Raw genomic sequence first — 18,587 nt, forward strand, 5'->3', positions numbered from 1 at the left:
AAGCATGACAACCATGACAGCAGCGGCAGCGGCATATGAGCCAAGTGCCGTGCAGCACGCCCTCGCGGACACCGTGACCCTGACGGGGCGGGGACTGAAGCGACTGGTCCGTTACCCCTCAATGATCATCATGATGGTCGGGTTGCCCGTCATCTTCCTGCTGATGTTCGTGTACGTGTTCGGCGGCATGATGGGCGCGGGGCTGGGGGCGGAGGCCGACGGCGGAGTGGCAGCCTACCTGCAGTACGTGGTCCCCGGGATCGTACTGATGGCAGTAGGTACCGGGGGAGCGGGCACTGCGATCTACATCGCGATGGATATGCGGCAGGGTGTGGCGGCCCGGCTGGCAACGATGGACGTCTCCCGCATCGCGATCCTGTCTGCACACGCCGTGGTCAGCGTGGTGCAGGCGCTTCTGGCCACGCTCGCTGTCGGGGCCGCGGCGATGCTTCTGGGGTTCCGGCCCGCCGGCGGCGTGTGGGGAGTCCTGGCCGCGCTGGGTGTCGTTGCCCTGATTGGCTTCGCCATCACCTGGCTCTGCCTGGCGCTGGGCATCGTCGCGGACACTGTTGAAACGGCCAGCAACTCGCCCATGCCACTGTCCTTCCTGCCGTTCCTGAGCAGCGGGTTCGTCCCCACGGATTCCATGCCAGCGTGGTTAGGCGTGGTGGCGGAGTACCAGCCGTTCACTCCGTTCATTGAGACGGTGCGCGGGTTGCTGATGGGTACGGGCGTTGGAAACTACGGGTGGCAGGCCTTGGCGTGGTGTGTGCTGCTGACCGGTCTGGGCATGGCGTGGTCGCTGAGCAAGTATGAGGCCAGCCAGACCCGCTCATAACGCCAGGTGGGTCAGCACCGCGTCGCGCTGCAGGGTGATGGCTTTCGCCTGGGCATCGAGCTCTGCGGCGCGATCGGCCAAGTGGGCGCGCAGTTCCGCACACATCTCAAGCTGTGGTGTGCGGCCGCGGGCGCATGGGAGGTAGCGTCGGATCGCGTCGGAGTCGAGCCCGGTGGCGTAAAGGTTCTGAATCTGCGCGACGATGAGCGGGGCGTCTTGGGCGTATATGCGGTACCCGTTGCAGGCCCGCTCGGGCACCAACAGGCCCTGCTCTTCGTAGTAGCGAAGCGAGCGCCGGCTGACTCCCGTGCGCTCGGACAGCTCCCCGATCAGCATCCACAACCCTTTCTTGACCTTCACACTGATGTGACCCCTTACGGTCAGTTCCTATGAACATAACAACAAAGGCCGGCCAGGCTCATTCCCTCCGACGTGTCATCATCGTTCACGGATACGCTGCCCACCCGGATGCCCATTGGTTCCCCTGGCTCAGTGACTCGCTCCACAGGGAAGGCGTCGACGCAACGGTGGTAGCGTTACCGACTCCCGACGACCCGGAAACGGCCGCATGGGAAAGCGCCGTCACGGACACAATTGCGGTCCCCGATGAGGGAACTTGGATCGTGGCGCATTCACTCGGCGGAATCACGGTACTGCGGGCACTTGCGGCTCTGACACAGCCGTGGCAGCTCGGCGGTCTCGTGCTCGTTTCGGGGTTCACCGGACAACTGGCATCACTGCCGGTGCTGGATACCTACCTCGCCACTGACGTCGATAGCGGCCGTGTTGCGAAGAGCATCGGTGTGCGGGTTATGGTCCGCTCGGATGCGGACGCCTTTGTACCCCCGGGGGCATCCGATGAGCTTGCGCGGCGGCTCGATGCCGAGGTGTACGTCCAACCCGGTGCCGGGCATTTCCTCGCAGAAGACGGCGTGACCAGCCTTCCGCTCCTACTCAACCTGCTGCACGGCTGACTTAAAGTGAAAACGGGGTTCCTTCGGTCAGAAGTCCCGGGACGCCTGAGGCTTATGGCCCCATCCGCATATGGCCTGCTTCTTATTGGCCTACCCGTCCGTCGATGCACTCGCGCAGGAGGTCCGCGTGCCCGCAGTGGCGGGCATACTCTTCGATCCTGTGCACCATCAACTCCCGGATGGCGATCCGATCCTTGCCTACACGCTCGCCCAGGTCCGGATGCCGGGCCAGCGCGGCATCGGTGGCCGCCTGCTCACGGACCAAATTCGCGTAGGCAGCGTCCACCTCGGTTTGTTCAGCCACCGCGCCATCAAAGTCCGCGTCGCGTTTGCCATACAGCTTCGGGAGCGGATCGTCGTCGCCGATCCAGTTGTGCCAGTCCCGTTCCACCTCGACGAGGTGCCGAAGCAGGCCGAGCAGTGACATGGTGGACGGCGGGACCGAGCGGCGTGCCATTTGCTCGGCATCCAGGCCCTCGCACTTCATCAGCAGTGTCAGGCGGTAGTTCGCCAGATAGTCCTGCAGCGTTGCAAGCTCACCGTCCGGACCGACTCCATCGCTCTCGCGGGGGTCATTCTCCGGGTCAACCCACATGTCGGCGTAGATGGTGGCCTGGGTCCATCGCGCTGGTTCTGAAGTCATGGTTTTCATTCTTGCTTGCGACGGCCGGGCGGCGCCACCATAAAAACAGCCATGGATCAGCGTTGCGTAACGGATGCAACGTCTCGGTCCGGATCTTTGTTCGTTGTAGCCGAACGGCGCTGAACGACGCACATGGCTCCTACGGCAAGGCATGCCAGCACCGACAGCAGGGCGAGGCCGGCCAGGGCCAACGGGAACAGGGAGGCGTCAGCATCGGCCGCGACTGTGGCGCCCAGCAAAGGAGGAAACGCGATCCCGCCGACCATTGAAATAGCGATCAACGATCCACTCACCCACGATCGTCCACCGAAGAGCTGGTTAGACCACGCCAAGGCAGTCGGAAAAACCGGTCCCATCGCGAAACCCGCCAGGGCCAGGCCTATAACTGCCCAGCCCGGGATCAAGGCGAGGGCCGAACCAATCGCCATGAGTGTGCAACTGAGGGTCACGACATTGCCCGGACGCAGGCGCCTTATAGCTGTGGCCAGGACGAAACGACTTGCGGTCAAGCTGAACCAGAACAGAGACGTGGCCGCAGCCGCCTGCTCTACGCTCATCCCGGTGACGGTCAGGTAGGTTGCTTCCCAGCTTCCAATTCCACTGCCCACTGCGACGTGGAAAACGAAGACGCAGACCATACCGGCGAATCCAACGATGGAGTAAGGCTGTTTGCCTGCCGCCGTCGATAATCCAGTCTTTGCAGTTCTTGCGGGGGTCTCCGGTGGTGGAGCGAATCCCTGGGTGGGGAATGACCGGACCCCGCTGACTCCCCAAGCCGTGATGAGCGTAAGAAGGGCAAAGCCCGTGAAGTACATCGGGTAGAGTCCGGGACCGAAGAGGGCCACTACAAGCGGGGCTAGGATGGCCCCGACGCCGAAGAAACCGTGAAGAAGATTCAGCATCTTTCCCGAGCCGGCACCAAACGCCAGGGCAAACAGGTGGCTGAGGGCATAGTCCAATGCCCCAAAGCCCAAACCGGCTGCAGCTGAAGCAGTGATGGCCAGAATCAGGTTCGGTGACCAGGCGAACCCGATGCTGCCGAGAAGCAGGAGCAGGTAGCCGGCCGCGAGCAGGATTCTGTTTCCGATCCGCGCATGGACACTTTGGCTGGCGAGCACCCCGAGAAGGCCTCCGACGAAGTGGGCACTGACGACGATGCCTACGGCCGAGGGGGAGGCCCCAAACCGTTCAATGAGCCGGATCAGGGACGGGCCATAGAGTGCTTCAAGTGCGCCGATGAGAAGCATCCCGCCGAACGACGATGCAATTCCGGTAGCGGTGAACAGGCGGTTAGACACAAAGAGTCCTTAGTGGTTGGTGAAGAAAAGTGCATCCGAATGCGGAATGCGAAGGCCACGGGAGCGGGCCGTCAACCAAGACTGCGAGGCACTGCGGAAGCGGTCAACGAAAACAATCCGCCTATACTTTTTCAATGATGGTTCAGGCGCGCGCAGAAGCTACCAGATATGCCGTCCTGCGGGCGGGAGCCGTCGTGTTCAACCGGGAAGGGTTTGCCCGGGCCACCACCGCAGACATCATCCGCGAGGCGGCAGTGTCCAAGGGATCGATGCAGTTTCACTTCCCCACCAAGGAAAAGCTTGCGCAGGCAGTGGTCGCCGAGTACAGCCAGGAGTTCGGCCCGGCGTTTGACGCGGTATCCAACCAGGGCGGCAATGGCATGACTGCTGCGATGGAACTCTCGGCGCTGATCGCTCGCCAACTTACCGAAGAACCGTTTGTCGGGGCCGCCTACCGGCTCACCATGGAGGAGTCCGCCTTCGCTCCCCGCGTAACCAAACCCTATGTGAACGTTATGCAGGTCTTCGAAGGGCTGTTCCGGCAGGCGCTCGCTGCGGGAGAGCTCCGACCTGGCGTCGATGTGGAAGACCTGGCCCGCTATTTGGTGGCCTCGTTCATCGGAGTGCAATTTGTCTCGAACACACTTACGAGCCGTACCGACCTGATCCAGCGGGTAGCGCAAATGTGGACATTCCTGCTGCCCACCATCACAGAGTCCCGGTGCCTCCAACAGCATGTGAAGAGGGCCCGCAGCATCTTCGTCTCCCATTACGTCAAATCCCGGTCGGATCTTTCCACGGAGTAGTCCAGCGCGCTGCGTTGGCGTTCCTGTTTGTTCCGGCGAGCCTGGGGCACAATGAACTCATGTGCGGCAGATACGTGATGTCGAAAGCCACAGGCGATCTCCTGAGCCACTTCGAGGCCAGGGACGTTGAGGGCAGCCCGCCTACCCCCAGCTGGAACGTCGCTCCTACCCAGGACGTCCCCATCATCACGGAGAAGCTGGACGAGGACTCCGTGGAGCGGCGGCTTCTGATCGCGCGCTGGGGTTTGGTTCCGTCGTGGGCCAAGGACGTCAAGATCGGCTCCAAGCTGATCAACGCCCGCAGCGAATCCATCCTGGACAAGCCGGCCTTCCGGAAGGCGGCCATCACGCGCCGTGCCCTGATCCCGGCCGACGGGTACTACGAGTGGGAGAAAACTGAGGACGGGAAGAAGATCCCGCACTACCTCTATTCGGACAAGGATGAGGTGTTGGCCTTCGCCGGCCTGTACGAATTCTGGCCGGATCCGGCCCTGCCCAAGGATGATCCGCACCGCTGGCTGCTCAGCTGCACTGTCCTCACCACGACGGCCCACGACTCACTTGGCCACGTCCACGACAGGGCCCCGGTCATCGTCCCGCCCGGCATGTACGCGGACTGGCTCAACCCGGGAATCAGGGAGAAAGAGGATGTTCAGGAATTGCTGGACGCCATCCCTGAAGCAGTCCTGACGCCGAGGGTGGTCACCGACCGCGTGAACAGCGTGGGTAACAACGGCCCGGAACTGATTAAGCCGGCACCGTAGCGGGCACAACTCCGCCAGCTCACTGAACCATAAAGGGGTCACTGACTGCTGCCGTGAGCCCGGTAGAGGTCGCCGTCAGCGTACGGGTCCCGGTCCTGCTGATTCGGCAGCCGCTGAAAGTACTCAAACCGGCGACGGCGTTCTGAGGGTTTGCCGTGCAGGTCAGGGTGGGGTTGCCCTGCTTTTCGGTGATGGCCAGCGTAACCGCCGCTGTGCTGCCGGTGACGGTGTTGCCGCCGGCGTCCTGGACCGTCACCACGGGCTGGGTGGTGAAGGCGGTGTTGACGGATGCGCCCGCTGGCTGTGTGGTGAAGACCAGATGGGTGGCGGGCCCTACCGAGATGGTGAAGCTTGAGCTGACGGCCGTGGTGAGGCTTCCCGAGGTGGCCGTGAGGGTGTACGTCCCGGCCTTGTTCATGGCACAGCCGGTGAAGGCGGCCACGCCGGCTGTTGCTGCCTTGGGGTTGGACGTACATGCCAGGACGGCTCCGCCCGGCGTGGTGATGTTCAGCGTGACTGAAGCCGTGCTGGTAGTGGTGTTGCCGGCGTCGTCCTGGATGCTGACTGCCGGCTGCGTGGGGAAGGCGATTCCGCCGGTGGAGTTTGCCGGATTGGTGGTGAAGGCGAGTTTGGTGGGGTTCCCTCCGGCAATGGTGAACGTGGCGCTTGTGGCCGGGGTGAGCCCGCCGGAGGCCGCCGTCAGCGTGTAGGTGCCCGCCTTGTCGATGCTGCAGCCTGCGAATGCGGCTAGGCCCGAGACTGCGTTCACCGGGTTCTGGGTGCAGGCCAGGACTGCGCCGGCCGGTGTGGTGATGCTGAGCGTGACTGATGCGGCACTGCCGGTTACGGTGTTGCCGCCGGCGTCCTGCACGGCTACTGCCGGCTGGGTGGCGAACACCGCGTTGTACACGGAGTTCGACGGGCTGCCGCTGAAGCCCAGCTTGGCCGCCGGACCCGTGGTGACGGTGAACGAGGAGCTGACGGCCGCGGTCAGCGTACCCGACGTCGCGGTCAGGGTGTAGGTGCCGGGCTTGTTGATGCTGCAGCCGGTAAACGCGGCCACTCCTGACACGGCGGTTTTCGGGTTGGACGTACATGCCAGGACGGACCCGCCCGGCGTGGTGATGCTCAAGGTAACGGCTGCCGTGCTGGCGGTTGGGTTGCCGTCGGCATCCAGGATGGTGACCACCGGCTGGGTGGGAAAGGCAACTCCGCCGGTGGAACCGCCGGGGCTGGTGGTCACGGAGAGTTTGGTGGCTGTGCCTCCTGTGATGTTGAAGCTGGCGCTCGTGCCGGCGGTGAGTGTGCCGGAGGTGGCGGTCAGGGTGCGCGTGCCCGTTTTGCTGATCCTGCAGCCTGCGAACGTGGCAACACCAGACACGGCGTTCTTGGGGTTGCTGGTGCAGGTGAGGCTGGCTCCGCCGCTGGGGGACGAGATCTTCAAGGTGACGGGGGCGGTGCTGCCGGTGATGGCGTTGCCGCCGGCGTCCTGGACCGCCACAGACGGCTGGGTGGCGAAAATGGTGTTGACCGGGCTGGTGGAGGGGGACGTGATGAAGGCCAGTTTGGCCGCGGGACCGGTGGTGACGGTGATGCTGGTGCTGACTGCCGCGGTGAGGCTTCCGGACGTGGCGGTCAGGGTGTACGTGCCCGGCCTGTTGATGCTGCAGCCAACGAATGCGCTGACGCCGGAAACGGCAGCGACGGGGTTCGCGGCACAGGCCAGGGTGGCACCGGTCGGGGTGGTGATGGTCAGGGTTACCGCGGCGGTGCTGCCGGTCATGGTGTTGCCGCCTGCGTCCTGGATGGCCACCACCGGCTGGGCCGGAAAGGGGACGCCGCCGGTGGAGTTCGCCGGGTTGGTGGTGAAGCCGAGTTTGGTGGGCGTTCCCACAGCGACGGTGAAGTTCACGCTGGTGGCGGTGAATCCGGCTCCTGTTGCTGTCAGGGTGTAGGTGCCTGCCTTGTTGATGCTGCAGCCGGAGAAGGAGGCCAGCCCCGCGGTTGTGGTCACGGTGTTTGCCGCGCAGCTGAGGATGGTTTCGCCGGGCGCGCCCGTGATGCTCAGTGTGATGGCAGCCGTGCCGCCGGCCGTGTTTCCGCCGGCGTCCTGGAGGGCCACTGCAGGTTGGGAGGCGAAAGCGCTGCCTGCCGTGGCCTGGGAGGGCTGGACGGTGAAGCCCAGTTTCGCCGGCGCACCGGCAGCGATGGCAACAGTATCGCTGAGCGTGAAGATGAGCCCCGCGGAAGTGGCAGTCAGTGTGTATGTGCCGGCCCTGTTGATGCTGCAGCCTGAGAACGTTGCCACGCCAGCGGCAGCTGCCACCTGCGTGGCGGTGCAGTTCAGGGTTGCCCCGGTTGTTCCGGTGAGCGTCAGGTCCACGGTGGCCGCCGACGTCGGGACTGTATTGCCGCCGTCGTCCTGGATGCTGACGGCGGGCTGTGTCCCGAAGGACACGGAGCCGGTGGAGCCGGAGGGCTGGGTGGTGAAGGCCAGCCTGGTGGCTGCCCCGATGGTGACGGTGAAGCTGGCGCTGACAGTGGTGAAGCCGGCGCCGCTGGCTGTCAGGGTGTAGGTTCCGGCTTTGTCGATCCTGCAGCCGGAGAACGAGGCCGCGCCGGCGGCGGCGCTCTTGGGGTTGGAGTCGCAGCTGAGGGTGGCCCCGGCGGGTGAGCTGCTGAGGCTCAGCGTGATGGGGGCCGTGCTGGTGGTGACTGTCCGGCTGGAACTGTCCTGGACGGAGACGGCCGGCTGGGCGGCGAAGACTGCGCCGCCGGTGGCTCCGGAGGGTGACGTGGTGAAGCCAAGTTTGGCTGCCGTGCCGGCCACTGTGAAAGCCGTGCTGACCGCGCTGGTCAGCGGGAACGATGCAGCGGTGAGGGTGTAGGTGCCCGGCCCGGTGACAGTGCAGCCGGAGAATGTTGCCGTGCCGTTTACCGTGGTGGCTGGCAGGCAGCCCGTGAGCAGGCCGCCTGAAGCGGTGATGGAAACAAGGGTGGGGGCCTGGGTGATGACGATGCTGCCGTTGACGTCCGTGACGACGACGACGGGCTGGGTGGGAAGGGCCACGCCGCTGGAGGAGTTGGCGGGCTGCGTGAGGAACAGAAGCTTTGCCGCCGACCCCGGCGGGGTGACCCCAACGCTCCCGCTCGATGCGCTGGAAGCGGTCCATGTCCTGTACACGGACGTGACCGTATAGCGGTAGTCCCCAACGGGGACTGTGAAGTCATCACAGGCGCTTCCGGTGATGGTGGCGGATGCGCTGGTGCCGCAGGCCGCCGTCGTGGAACCGTCACTGGTCTTGGTTCTGGTGACGAAGTAACCGCTTGGTGTGGGGGTTCCGACGGCGGCGGTCCAGCTCACGCGGACGGTGCCGGTGCTGCTCGACGGGACTGAGACGTTGGTGGGCGGCTGCAGGCTGCCGAGGGTGGCGGAGCTGGTGCCGGAGACGGGACCGGTGGAATAGGCAAGAGCCGGTTCAATGCCAGGCGCCAGCAGGGTGGCGACGGCAAGGACAAAGACCACCACGGCATGCTGCGCGCGGAGTAATCCTCCCATCGCTCCATTTGGGCGCTGGAAAACCATCTGACCCTCCATCAAGCTGCCGGCCCCGGTACTCCGGCGTGTGTCCACGGGGGACGGGCCCTCACGGGCCCGTCCGCGCCGTTGGGCTAGTTGGCGGTGAGTGTCAGGGTGACGATGGCGCTTTTGCAGGCGTCCTGGTTCACGGAGGTGTCGGCGAAGGAGAGTGTTCCCGCCCCGGCGATGGGAAAGTCATCGCTGCCGGCCGGGACCGTGGTGTTTGAGGGGACGTTTGTGATGGTGAAGTCTGCCGGGAGGCACAGCGGGTTGCTGGTGCTGACCACGTGGCTGATGGTGCCCACCTGGAGGCTGGAGGTGCCGGGATTGTCTGCTGTGTAGCTGACGGCGGCGCTGGCTCCGGGGGTGAGTCCCGGGGCGAATGATGCCGTCAGGACTATGCTGCCGTTAGAGGCGGCGTTGGGAGCGGCCCCTGTTCCCTGGCTTGTGGTGGTCCAGTAGGCGTAGGCGCCGCCACCGATGATGAGGAAGCCCGCTGTGAGGGCGGCGACAGTTTTCCTGCCGAGTTTGAACGTGAGCTTTTTCGTTGACATGGTGCATCCTGAGGTTTGAGACCGAGAGTCCACAAGGCAGCCAAAGAACGATCAGGCCGGCCGCCGCCCCAGAGGCAAAAATAATGGCCTGATCTTTTGTTTTCCCGCGCCTCACCCAGAAATTTGGGGGACTGTTGAGAATTTAGCAGTTCAGTGGCCCGAAAATGCAAAAGTGGCACTATGTTGAGCGAAGCTTGCGCATAACCCGTGGAACTTGAGCTTTAAGCCGCTCTTTAGTGCCGAAATATGACTCGTTATGAGCCTCGACCCGGTTAATGCGTTGAATACTGGGCGATGATCACCCCGGTGGTGGTGGTGATTGACTGCTGCAAAGTCAGGTTTATGCGCTCGCCGTCGCCGAACAACTTTGTCCCAGAACCAAGCACGATGGGATGGACCAGCAGAATGTACTGGTCGATCAGTCCGGCAGCATGCAATGACTGGACCAGCTGCCTGCTGCCCAGGATCGTGAGCCCGCCTATGGCTTCCTGATCCAGCGCTGCCACCGTTCCGGCCGCATCGCCGGCGAGCAAGGTCGAATTCGGGTAGGCCAGGACAGTCTCCGGCGACCGGGACACCACATACTTCCGCGAGTTGAGGAGAACGTCGGTAAAGGGGTTCGGATCCGGCGTCGTGCTCCAAAAACCGAGCAGGTCTTCATACGTGCGGCGGCCGAACAAAAGAGAACCTCCGGAGGACATTCCTTCGCCGGCAAACTGCATGGACACTTCATCCTGATAACCGTTGGCCCACCCGCCGTGATTAAATTCCCCGCGGGTATCCTCATCAGTCCGTCCAGGGCCCTGCATAACCCCGTCAAGAGTGACGCTCTGGAAAACGCTGATGTTTGTCATAATCCCTCTCCATCCTCGAATTGGCCCGCCGCCGGACTTTATCCAATATTGCCCGTACCTTGAGCGGATGAGGCGTGTCTGCCGGAGGTCCAGAGACTAGGGTTTTGCGTAGTGGTTCAGGCAGACGGACCCTTACCATCAATGGTCGGAGTACCAAATGGCTGACAGCAAGAGCAGGGGGCGTGGACGTCGGGAAGCCCGGGAACAGGCGGACACCGATCCCACTGAATCGGCGAACAGCATTGAGAAGGACCAGGAGCCTCCGGCTGACAAAGAGCCCGATATCCGCCGGGTGCCTGGCCTTCACGGCTACGACCCGAGCCAATGGCCGGATACAGCTACGTAAGTTCGACCTGATCTAGGCGAGTACGGAAGACGGCACCTTGTCCTGGGTCGAGTATCTTTCCCCGGCCGGCTGCCATTCCCCCTGGGGCTGGTGTTGAGGGGCCGGAGACAGGAAGCTGCTGATCCGCTCCAGCACGCTGTCGTCACGGAGCGGCCGGTTGTGCCCCAGCCCATGTGTGACCACCAGGATGGTGGATGCGTGGTGCGCATCGAGGAGGGCGTGCGCCTGGTCCAGCCCGATCATGGTGTCGGAATCATCGTGGATGACAAGCCAGGGAACGGCGGCGGGAAGCGGGGCGGTGGCCGAAAGGCTTGTCCAAATATCAGCGACGCCGGGGAAGACCCGGCGCTCTGTGAGGCGCCGCACTGCGTCCACAGTTGACTCGCGCAGCCCGAGTTTGCTTGCGAATCCGGCCAGCAGATACTCGAAGTCGGCGGCGCCGTTTACCGTGACCAGCCGTCCAACGCGGACTCCGTTCCGGATGGCGAGAGCGGCGCCTGGCGTCCCGAACGAATGTGCCACGATCGCCTCGAACCCGTCGTGCTGACGGGCAAGCTCCTCAATGATGGCAGCGTAGTCGCGTACGTTGGTCTGGTGGCCGCTGGATTCGCCGTGCGCAGGGGCGTCGAAGGCAACAATCGTGCGGCCCGCAGCCCTCAGTTCGCGCACGAGTGGAGCAAGGGCAGCGGCACGGCTCTGCCAGCCGTGGACCAGCAGTACCGCGTCCGGGCCGGTTCCCCAGCGGTACACGGCCACGCGCTGCCCGCGGACGCTGATAGTGGACCGGCTGGCGTGGTCCATGACGGGCCGCTCCGTGTCATGCACCGGCTTGCGTTTACCGGGCCGTACCCACAGGCTGTAGGCTGCCTCGGCTGCCAGGGATGGAGCGACTCGCTCGAGAAGGTGAAGTGCACGAACCGCTGGGGGGACAGTGGGGGTCTTTGTCGTCATAGTGCTAATATATACATACGATCGTTCGTATTGTCTAGGGGTCAAAAATGCAAAACACGGCTACATCCGATGGCAGGCGGCTGCGCGGCGATGAATCACGGCGCGCCGTTCTGCGCCTCGCCGTCGATCGGGCGTCGCTGACCGGACTGGACGGGCTCACCATCGGGGGGCTGGCCAGCGAGCTGGGAGTCAGCAAGAGCAATGTCGCAACGCTGTTTGGCTCCAAGCTGGAGCTGCAACTGGCGACGATCGAGGCCGCGCGCGCGATCTTTATCGACACGGTCACCACCCCGGCCCTCGCCAGGCCGCGGGGACTCCAGAGACTCATCGCGCTCATTGAACTTTGGCTCGACTACTCCGAGGGCCGTGTGTTTGCCGGCGGATGCTTTTTCCGTGCCGTCGGGGCGGACGCCGCGTCAAAGGACGACGCCGCCCGTGACCGTCTCGCGCAGATCGATGCGGAATGGCTGGCCTTCGTCACGCGCGCCGTCCGCGAAGCTGGGGCTGAATTGCCTGGCCTGAGCGGCGGAACTGACGCCGCTGAGGTCCTGGCGTTCGAGATCGGTTCCATGCTCGAGGCCGCCAACAGCATGTCATTGCTCCACCGCACCTCACGCGGATATGCACTCGCGCGAAGCAGCATCCGCGAGCGGCTGATCGCGCTCGGAGCCCCGCCAGACATCACGCTCTCGCCCGGCTCGGCTGCGCCTCTGTCAAAAGCGGAATAGGTACCCGTCAAATTTCGGCTCGAAAAGCATCTGGCCAGGCAATGCGGCAGGCGAGGGAATGCCCTTCACGGCCTTCGCCAACACCACCTCTAGCGGTGGGTGAAGGGCTGCGGGAATCATCTCACCGGACTGCGCCATGCCCTCAGAATAGGCCTTCTTAGGAGGCCGCAACCTATTTCAGCGACATCTAGCGTTCGAGTCCAAGGACGGAATTCCGCAGGAACTCAATCCCTTCGAAGGTTCCAACGGACGCCATGGGCGTCTCATATCCCTAGGGTTTTGAGGCGTAGAGGTTTCGAGACAGAGAATCGGGTGGGGAACCGGTGCCGGGGCTACAAGGTATCTTCAGCGTCCGGTTGGTACGTCGCTGGAGTCCGGGCCAGGACCAGCAGTGCCACCAGGCCAAGGGCGGCCATGATGATCGCGGTGGTCAGGGGCCAAGGACGCCCAGAGTCGATTCGAGCGGCGTCGCGCCAAACCATGTGCCGGTTGCCGTTCCACCGTTAAAAGCGGACACGGAAACTGCGGCCGCCAGTGTCGGCGCCCTCTGCGCCGAGCGGACGGCGAGTCCGGTTCCCACCGGTGGGATGCCCATACCGGCGATAGCGAGCAGGAACATGAGAACAAAGAGGGCGGCGGCGTTCGTTGAGAGCGGGACGAGCAGCCCCATCAGCACGATGGTCCCTGCGGTGGCTGTGATGAAGGTGGTGACGGGGCGGTTGTCGGCGAACCTTCCGGCGAGGTTGGTTCCGATGATCGCGCCGAGGCCGAAGACGACGAAGATCAGGGGCACTGCCCAGGCCGGCAGCCCGGCACGGCCGGTGGCCAAACGGGGAAAGGTAGCTGAAGGCATGTCATGTAGCCGCCGGTGGCCAGGATGGTGGCGATGACCAGGATGCCCATGCGGGCGGTCATGATCGCCCGTAGTTCGGCACGGACGGACGGCGCGTGCGAGTGCTTGTTTGTGGGCGTGAACCGCGCGATAACGGGAACTGCGACGACGGACAGGATCGCCAAGTCCCCAGAATGTCCCTCGCCAGCCAAGGAGTTGGCCGGCGAAGGATCCGAGCGGGACGCCCGCGACGGTGGCCAGGCCCACACCGCTCATCATCACGCCCAGGGCACGGGAGCTGTCGGGCGGGCCGGCGGCCTGCGTTTCGACGACAGCGGCCACGGAACAGAAGGCCCCGGCCGCTAGGGCAGTAATCACGCGTGCGGACAAGACGGTCCCAACGTCGTTTCCCAGCGCCGCCATGACGTGTCCGGCCGCGAAGACCACCAGCGCGAAAACGAGCGTGGCACGCCGCGGCAGGCGCAGGGTCGCCATTCGCAGAATGCTTCTTTCGCTGGCCTTGAGTCCGGAACCGGGAAGTTCCGTCCTGTCGACCATCCCGTGGCTGCCCTGCACGGAGAAGGACCCGTTCTGACGTGGTCTGGCAGGTCCTGTTTGGCCGCCTCCGATCCTCGTACCGTCAAAGGAACGAAACCCCGTCTGAAAGAAGGACCCCATGGAATACACCCGACTCGGCAACACAGGACTGAAGATCAGCCGGCTTGCCCTGGGCTGCATGAGCTACGGCGACCCCACCACGCCGAACGCGCATGTGTGGGCCTTGACCGAAGAGGAAGCCGCCCCGTTCTTCCGCCAGGCCGTGGATCTGGGCATCACTTTCTGGGACACGGCCAATGTGTACCAGGCCGGTACCTCCGAGGAAGTTGTGGGCCGTGCCATAACCAAGTTCTCGAGGCGTGAAGATATTGTCCTGGCCACGAAGGTTCGCGGCAGGATGCATGAGGGTCCAGGCGGCGAAGGCCTCTCCCGCAAGGCCATCATGGAACAGATCGATGCCTCGTTGGCCCGCCTGGGCACGGATTACATCGACCTGTATCAAATCCACCGCTTTGACGATGAGGCGCCGGTGGAGGAAACCCTGGAGGCCCTCCACGACGTCATCAAGGCGGGCAAAGTCAGGTACATCGGAGCTTCCTCGATGCATGCCTGGCAGTTCGCGAAGCTCCAGCACGCAGCGGATCTTGGCGGCTGGACCAGGTTCGTCTCCATGCAGAACCAGTACAACCTGCTGCGCCGGCAGGACGAGCCGGAACTCATGGCCATGTGCGCAGATATGGGGGTGGGCCTGGTGCCGTACTCGCCCAACGGCAAAGGCCGGCTGGCCCGCCCGGCAGGGGAACAGAGCAACCGTTCTAGCACGGACAAGGTGGTCCAGGCATTCGACAACGATTACGACGGCCCCGTGATCAATGCGGTACAGGCCGTGGCCGAGGCTCGCGGCGTCACCATGGCCCAAATCGCGCTGGCTTGGGTCCTGCGGAACCCGAACGTCTCGGCCCCCATTGTGGGCGCCACCAAACCGCACCACCTCCAGCAGGCCGTCGAGGCGCTGTCCGTGGAACTGAGCGACGAGGAAGTCAATATGCTTGAGGCCCCGTACGTGAACTACGGCCCGGCGTGGTACTGACACCGCCCCCGGCGGTGAACGGCCCCCGGCGCCGGGAGGACCTGGCAGGTCCTGTCGGGACCGAAGGCGGCAGGCCTACCCTTGGAGCTATGGATTCCCGGTCCGAGATCAGCAGCTTCCTCACCTCCCGGCGCGCCAAGCTCACCCCCGAGCAAGCAGGCGTCCCGCTGTACAGCGGGGCACGCCGGGTCCCTGGCCTGCGTCGCGAGGAAGTGGCGCAACTGGCCGGTGTCAGCGTGGACTACTACGCCAGGCTGGAACGCGGCAAAATCTCCGGCGCATCCCGAGAGGTCATGGAGGCGATCGCCCGCGCCCTGCAGCTCGACGAAGACGAACGCGACCACCTGCTGGACCTCGCCAGGATCACTCAGCGGCGCACCCCGCGACGGAAACCCTCCAACCGCACCACGGTCAGGCCGGGGATCCAGAGCGTCCTGGACTCCATCGATGCCCCCGCATTCGTGCAGAACGCCCGCCTTGACCGCCTGGCCTCCAACAGAATCGGCCGGGCGCTCTACTCGCTCCCCGACGACGGATCCCGCGACCGATTCAACTACGCGCACTACCTGTTCCTTGATGCACGCGCCCCGCGGTTCCATCGTGACTTCGACACAGCCAAACACAACGTGGTGGCGCTCCTTCACGCCGCCACGGCCCGGGACCCCTACGACAGGGAACTCATCGAGATCATCGGCACGCTCTCAACCCAAAGCGAGGAATTCCGCACCCTCTGGGCCTCCCACGACGTTTTCCGTTACCGGTCCGGGCAGAAAATGCTCACCCATTCAGCCGTCGGCGACCTCGAATTCGGCTACGAATCATTCGAGCTCTCCACCGACCCGGGCCTGGTCATGCTCGTATATACCGTTGAACCGGGATCCCCGACCGCCGACGCCATGCGAATACTCGCCAGCTGGACCGTCCAGGCCCTCCACCCCAGTAATGCTTGGATTGACTGATACTCGTCCGCCAGCTGAGGAGATGTCCGCTTAATTCGAAGTGTCGATGCAGCTTGTCGCCGCCGAGATTTACGTCTCGACCAAGGCGTCTCACAACCCATGGGATACGAGACGTCTCAACGAGTGAACAGTCGCCTCGCTGCACTGTCACAGCTTTTCGGCGGAATCCCGGACGTGCGATGGCAAGGGCAATTCTCGTAACTATGTCTTGCAACCTTCGGCAAGAATCGAGTGCTCATCGTTAGTTATGAGACACGTGAGCGCGGGTGGGCAAGAGCTGATCAGTACGGCAGCAGCTAACTGATCGGCAGCAGCCCTATGGGCCACTGGTTGACAAAGTGCAGTGAAGGGGGAGCTCCTCCATGGTTTGCCCTGGGTTCTTCCTTGCTCTCAGCGATGGTGGGCGGTTAGGCGGCTTTGACGAGCGGAAGTTCGTCCCAGTGCGTGGTGTACCGGGGTGAGAGCATGTCCCGTTTCATGCTCCAGTCCGGTCCGCCGCGGATGCCTGCGTGGCCCAGGCCGATGGACCCCCGGCCGTACCGGCGGCTGACGTCCTCCAGGAGGGCGCCGATCCCACGTTCCTCGTGGGCGTTTTCGAAGAGGTGCAGGGGTGGCTGGTTGCCGGTGGGCCGGAGGTCCGTGACCATGATTCCTGCCCTGGCATACTTGACGCCTTCCTGGATGAGGGGCAGCAGGGCATGAGAGGCCCGCGTCAGCAGTACAGGATCAGCTGTGGGCATCGGAAGCCGGATGCACACCGAGGGGTAGGAGGTGTCCCGCGGGTTGTAGTGCGAGGTGCCGGCAAAGGCAGTGAGGACTTTGGCCTGCAGGCCGTGTTTGGCCAACCGGGCGGACGCCTGCTGGCCGTAGACGCTGAGGACCTGCCGCAGGTCAGGCGCCGTGGTGATCGGGGTGGAGAAGGACCGGGAGAAAATCAGCTGGTCGCGGCCGATCCGTTCCTCCTCCATCGGAATGCAGGGAGTGCCCTGGAGTTCGAGGACCGTGCGCATCATGACCACGGAGAAGCGGTCGCGGATCACCACGGGGTCTGCCCTGGAAAGGTCCAGGATGGACTGGATTCCCATCGCGTTGAGGCGTTTGGTGAGCCGGGTTGCCACACCCCAGATTTCGATCACCGACAGCCCGGCCATCAGCGCTTCCCGCACAGGTGCAGGCACTGAGCCCCATTGGCACACGCCGTTGAACGCGGGGTTGTTTTTGGCCCATTTGTTGGCCAGCTTGGCCAGGGTCTTGGTGCCGGCGATGCCCACGCAGACCGGCACCCCGACGTGCCGGCGGCAGGCCTCCTTCATGGCATGGCCGAGCAGCCGCAGTTCCTCGGGGGAGCCTTTGACGCCAAGGAAGGCCTCGTCGATGCTGTAGACCTCGAGCCAGGCGGAGTACCTGCCCAGCAGGTCCATGACACGGGCGCTGATGTCCCCGTAGAGCTCGTAATTGCTGGATCTGGCCACCAGTCCCCATTCCTTGGCCCTGGGCGCGAGTTTGAACCAGGGTTCACCGAGGGGGATGCCCAGGGCTTTCGCTTCGGGGCTCCGGGTGACCGCGCAGCCGTCATTGTTGGAGAGCACCACCAGCGGGCGGCCCTCAAGTGAGGGATCAAACGCGCGCTCGGCGCTGGCGTAAAAGCAGTTCACGTCCACATGCGCGATCTGCTCCATCTGCCGCATGACTGCGGGTTTAGACATGGTGCAGGCACCTGGTGGCCACGCCCCAAATGGTCAGCTCGCTCAGTGCGGAAACGCGGACGTCCGGATAGTTGGGATTCTCGGCCTGCAGGAGCACCCCGGCGGCGGTGATCCGGAGCCGCTTAACGGTCAGTTCGCCGTCGAGCACTGCAATGACAACGGAACCGTCCTTTGGCTCCAGTGCCCGGTTGACGATCAGTTCATCGCCGTCGCTGATCCCGGCGCCTTCCATGCTGTCACCGCTGACGCGCACCACGTAGGTGCTGGTGATGTCCTTGATCAGGTGTTCGTTGAGATCTATCCGGCCGTCAAAGTAGTCCTGGGCGGGGGAGGGGTAGCCCGCGGCAACCGGAACCGGGGAGATCAGCACCGACAGTAGGGAACTACCCGCATCTATCACGCGGGGACCAATAATAACGCGCACAACACACCTTTATTCGAATATATGTTCGATAGGATAAGTGTACGCGCAGGGGCCGACAGAGGGCACTCCATGGCATTGGAAGGGTCCTGGAATGGCCACCTTGTTTAGTGCTGACCGGCTATGTGTGCCTGTTCCCCGACGCCCCACGGCTTGGGTGGTGCAGTGACGGCGGCGACCGCGGCTGCCAGGGCCGGCACATAGAACCAGCCGATGGTTGCTGAAGAGATGACCGTGAAGATGCCAAGAGCGATGGTGGTGGCTACGGGCAATGCGTGCGCCGTTCGCCGCACCAGGAGTGGTAACCCGGCCAATACAACGGGGACCAGCAACGGAACCAAGATGGAAGGCCCCATGACGTCAAACATGGTCGAAGCCGTGACATGGTCCGGCGCTCCGTTGCTCAGGCTCATCGTGCTGTAAACGGGAAATAGGAGCAGCACCAGGGAAGCCCCGGCTGCGAGTGAGAGGGCAATGATCCGGCGGACTCGCTTTGGATCCCAATGGCGTCTCATACAGGCCCCCGAGTGTTGTTGTGTATACCTCAACGAAAGCACTGTTCCAGGGATCCGACCAGACGGTTTATCGGTCATGCGGCCATTAGACTCGGGTGACGTCGGCTTATGGGGGATGCAGATGCGGTATGGAAAAGCTCTATTTATTGTGGCGGCGCTCGCCACTCCAC

19 protein-coding genes are annotated in these 18,587 nt (G+C 63.9%); 8 read left to right on the forward strand and 11 right to left on the reverse strand.

The genetic code is table 11. The features are described 5' to 3' along the window. The first annotated feature begins 4 nt into the window (after positions 1-4). Entirely contained in the window at positions 5-838 is an 834-nt protein-coding gene (locus F8G81_RS05450; RefSeq protein ID WP_267277993.1) for an ABC transporter permease, read from the forward strand. On the opposite strand, the gene F8G81_RS05455 is transcribed toward F8G81_RS05450, so the two are convergent. Further along, positions 833-1,198 carry a MerR family transcriptional regulator gene (locus tag F8G81_RS05455; protein WP_267277994.1) on the reverse strand — a complete coding sequence of 122 codons (366 nt, stop codon included), beginning with the start codon at positions 1,196-1,198 and terminating at the stop codon, positions 833-835. The two genes, F8G81_RS05450 and F8G81_RS05455, sit on opposite strands and share 6 nt — an antisense overlap. A gap of 29 nt (positions 1,199-1,227) precedes the next feature. Between F8G81_RS05455 and F8G81_RS05460 the strand changes: the two genes are divergently transcribed. After that, positions 1,228-1,812: an RBBP9/YdeN family alpha/beta hydrolase gene (locus tag F8G81_RS05460; protein ID WP_267277995.1), complete on the forward strand. Its 585-nt coding sequence runs from the start codon at positions 1,228-1,230 to the stop codon at positions 1,810-1,812. Between the two features lie 82 nt (positions 1,813-1,894). On the opposite strand, the gene F8G81_RS05465 is transcribed toward F8G81_RS05460, so the two are convergent. Beyond that, positions 1,895-2,455, reverse strand: a complete 561-nt coding sequence (locus tag F8G81_RS05465) for a DinB family protein (RefSeq protein WP_267277996.1) — start codon at positions 2,453-2,455, stop codon at positions 1,895-1,897. 56 nt (positions 2,456-2,511) lie between these two features. Beyond that, positions 2,512-3,753, reverse strand: coding sequence for an MFS transporter (locus tag F8G81_RS05470; RefSeq protein WP_267277997.1), 1,242 nt, complete (start codon positions 3,751-3,753; stop codon positions 2,512-2,514). Between the two features lie 134 nt (positions 3,754-3,887). Between F8G81_RS05470 and F8G81_RS05475 the strand changes: the two genes are divergently transcribed. Next, positions 3,888-4,559, forward strand: coding sequence for a ScbR family autoregulator-binding transcription factor (locus F8G81_RS05475; protein ID WP_267277998.1), 672 nt, complete (start codon positions 3,888-3,890; stop codon positions 4,557-4,559). 59 nt (positions 4,560-4,618) lie between these two features. After that, positions 4,619-5,323: an SOS response-associated peptidase gene (locus F8G81_RS05480; protein ID WP_267277999.1), complete on the forward strand. Its 705-nt coding sequence runs from the start codon at positions 4,619-4,621 to the stop codon at positions 5,321-5,323. 19 nt (positions 5,324-5,342) lie between these two features. Here the strand turns inward: F8G81_RS05480 and F8G81_RS05485 are convergent, their stop codons facing one another. The 3 genes from F8G81_RS05485 to F8G81_RS05495 form a co-directional block, all read right to left on the reverse strand. Then, complete coding sequence (locus tag F8G81_RS05485) at positions 5,343-8,882, reverse strand: beta strand repeat-containing protein (RefSeq protein WP_267278000.1); 3,540 nt, start codon at positions 8,880-8,882, stop codon at positions 5,343-5,345. Between the two features lie 113 nt (positions 8,883-8,995). Beyond that, complete coding sequence (locus F8G81_RS05490) at positions 8,996-9,457, reverse strand: hypothetical protein (RefSeq protein ID WP_267278001.1); 462 nt, start codon at positions 9,455-9,457, stop codon at positions 8,996-8,998. 272 nt (positions 9,458-9,729) lie between these two features. Next, positions 9,730-10,311, reverse strand: coding sequence for a dihydrofolate reductase family protein (locus tag F8G81_RS05495; protein WP_267278002.1), 582 nt, complete (start codon positions 10,309-10,311; stop codon positions 9,730-9,732). A gap of 157 nt (positions 10,312-10,468) precedes the next feature. Here F8G81_RS05495 and F8G81_RS05500 point away from each other — a divergent pair, with 157 nt between their 5' ends. Then, the gene (locus tag F8G81_RS05500) at positions 10,469-10,657 is read left to right on the forward strand and encodes a hypothetical protein (protein WP_267278003.1); all 189 of its coding nucleotides are present in this window, start codon (positions 10,469-10,471) and stop codon (positions 10,655-10,657) included. 12 nt (positions 10,658-10,669) lie between these two features. On the opposite strand, the gene F8G81_RS05505 is transcribed toward F8G81_RS05500, so the two are convergent. Further along, a complete protein-coding gene (locus F8G81_RS05505) occupies positions 10,670-11,608 on the reverse strand; it encodes an alpha/beta fold hydrolase (protein WP_267278004.1) in 939 nt (312 codons plus the stop codon). A 47-nt stretch (positions 11,609-11,655) separates the two neighbouring features. Here F8G81_RS05505 and F8G81_RS05510 point away from each other — a divergent pair, with 47 nt between their 5' ends. After that, positions 11,656-12,336, forward strand: a complete 681-nt coding sequence (locus F8G81_RS05510) for a TetR/AcrR family transcriptional regulator (protein ID WP_267278005.1) — start codon at positions 11,656-11,658, stop codon at positions 12,334-12,336. A 430-nt stretch (positions 12,337-12,766) separates the two neighbouring features. Here the strand turns inward: F8G81_RS05510 and F8G81_RS05515 are convergent, their stop codons facing one another. Beyond that, a complete protein-coding gene (locus F8G81_RS05515) occupies positions 12,767-13,663 on the reverse strand; it encodes an MFS transporter (RefSeq protein ID WP_267278006.1) in 897 nt (298 codons plus the stop codon). A gap of 181 nt (positions 13,664-13,844) precedes the next feature. Between F8G81_RS05515 and F8G81_RS05520 the strand changes: the two genes are divergently transcribed. Beyond that, positions 13,845-14,816, forward strand: a complete 972-nt coding sequence (locus tag F8G81_RS05520; protein WP_267278007.1) for an aldo/keto reductase — start codon at positions 13,845-13,847, stop codon at positions 14,814-14,816. 89 nt (positions 14,817-14,905) lie between these two features. Further along, entirely contained in the window at positions 14,906-15,775 is an 870-nt protein-coding gene (locus F8G81_RS05525; RefSeq protein WP_267278008.1) for a helix-turn-helix transcriptional regulator, read from the forward strand. A 407-nt stretch (positions 15,776-16,182) separates the two neighbouring features. Here F8G81_RS05525 and F8G81_RS05530 read toward each other — a convergent pair whose 3' ends face one another. The 3 genes from F8G81_RS05530 to F8G81_RS05540 form a co-directional block, all read right to left on the reverse strand. Next, the gene (locus F8G81_RS05530) at positions 16,183-17,481 is read right to left on the reverse strand and encodes a Y-family DNA polymerase (protein ID WP_267278009.1); all 1,299 of its coding nucleotides are present in this window, start codon (positions 17,479-17,481) and stop codon (positions 16,183-16,185) included. After that, positions 17,474-17,905 carry a LexA family protein gene (locus F8G81_RS05535; RefSeq protein WP_267278010.1) on the reverse strand — a complete coding sequence of 144 codons (432 nt, stop codon included), beginning with the start codon at positions 17,903-17,905 and terminating at the stop codon, positions 17,474-17,476. Before F8G81_RS05535 ends, F8G81_RS05530 begins: the two co-directional genes overlap by 8 nt. Before the next feature lie 104 nt (positions 17,906-18,009). Continuing rightward, positions 18,010-18,417, reverse strand: a complete 408-nt coding sequence (locus tag F8G81_RS05540; protein ID WP_267278011.1) for a hypothetical protein — start codon at positions 18,415-18,417, stop codon at positions 18,010-18,012. Between the last annotated feature and the right edge of the window lie 170 nt (positions 18,418-18,587).

This window comes from Arthrobacter sp. CDRTa11 (assembly GCF_026427775.1).
Classification (GTDB): Bacteria; Actinomycetota; Actinomycetes; order Actinomycetales; family Micrococcaceae; genus Arthrobacter.

Excerpts from the sequence above, each read along its gene's own strand:
- F8G81_RS05485 (WP_267278000.1), bottom strand. The coding sequence starts at position 8,882 with ATGGGAGGATTACTCCGCGCGCAGCATGCCGTGGTGGTCTTTGTCCTT.
- F8G81_RS05525 (WP_267278008.1), top strand. The coding sequence starts at position 14,906 with ATGGATTCCCGGTCCGAGATCAGCAGCTTCCTCACCTCCCGGCGCGCC.
- F8G81_RS05475 (WP_267277998.1), top strand. The coding sequence starts at position 3,888 with ATGATGGTTCAGGCGCGCGCAGAAGCTACCAGATATGCCGTCCTGCGG.
- F8G81_RS05515 (WP_267278006.1), bottom strand. The coding sequence starts at position 13,663 with ATGGCGACCCTGCGCCTGCCGCGGCGTGCCACGCTCGTTTTCGCGCTG.
- F8G81_RS05505 (WP_267278004.1), bottom strand. The coding sequence starts at position 11,608 with ATGACGACAAAGACCCCCACTGTCCCCCCAGCGGTTCGTGCACTTCAC.
- F8G81_RS05520 (WP_267278007.1), top strand. The coding sequence starts at position 13,845 with ATGGAATACACCCGACTCGGCAACACAGGACTGAAGATCAGCCGGCTT.
- F8G81_RS05540 (WP_267278011.1), bottom strand. The coding sequence starts at position 18,417 with ATGAGACGCCATTGGGATCCAAAGCGAGTCCGCCGGATCATTGCCCTC.
- F8G81_RS05450 (WP_267277993.1), top strand. The coding sequence starts at position 5 with ATGACAACCATGACAGCAGCGGCAGCGGCATATGAGCCAAGTGCCGTG.
- F8G81_RS05465 (WP_267277996.1), bottom strand. The coding sequence starts at position 2,455 with ATGACTTCAGAACCAGCGCGATGGACCCAGGCCACCATCTACGCCGAC.
- F8G81_RS05530 (WP_267278009.1), bottom strand. The coding sequence starts at position 17,481 with ATGTCTAAACCCGCAGTCATGCGGCAGATGGAGCAGATCGCGCATGTG.
- F8G81_RS05480 (WP_267277999.1), top strand. The coding sequence starts at position 4,619 with ATGTGCGGCAGATACGTGATGTCGAAAGCCACAGGCGATCTCCTGAGC.
- F8G81_RS05510 (WP_267278005.1), top strand. The coding sequence starts at position 11,656 with ATGCAAAACACGGCTACATCCGATGGCAGGCGGCTGCGCGGCGATGAA.
- F8G81_RS05495 (WP_267278002.1), bottom strand. The coding sequence starts at position 10,311 with ATGACAAACATCAGCGTTTTCCAGAGCGTCACTCTTGACGGGGTTATG.
- F8G81_RS05490 (WP_267278001.1), bottom strand. The coding sequence starts at position 9,457 with ATGTCAACGAAAAAGCTCACGTTCAAACTCGGCAGGAAAACTGTCGCC.
- F8G81_RS05500 (WP_267278003.1), top strand. The coding sequence starts at position 10,469 with ATGGCTGACAGCAAGAGCAGGGGGCGTGGACGTCGGGAAGCCCGGGAA.
- F8G81_RS05460 (WP_267277995.1), top strand. The coding sequence starts at position 1,228 with ATGAACATAACAACAAAGGCCGGCCAGGCTCATTCCCTCCGACGTGTC.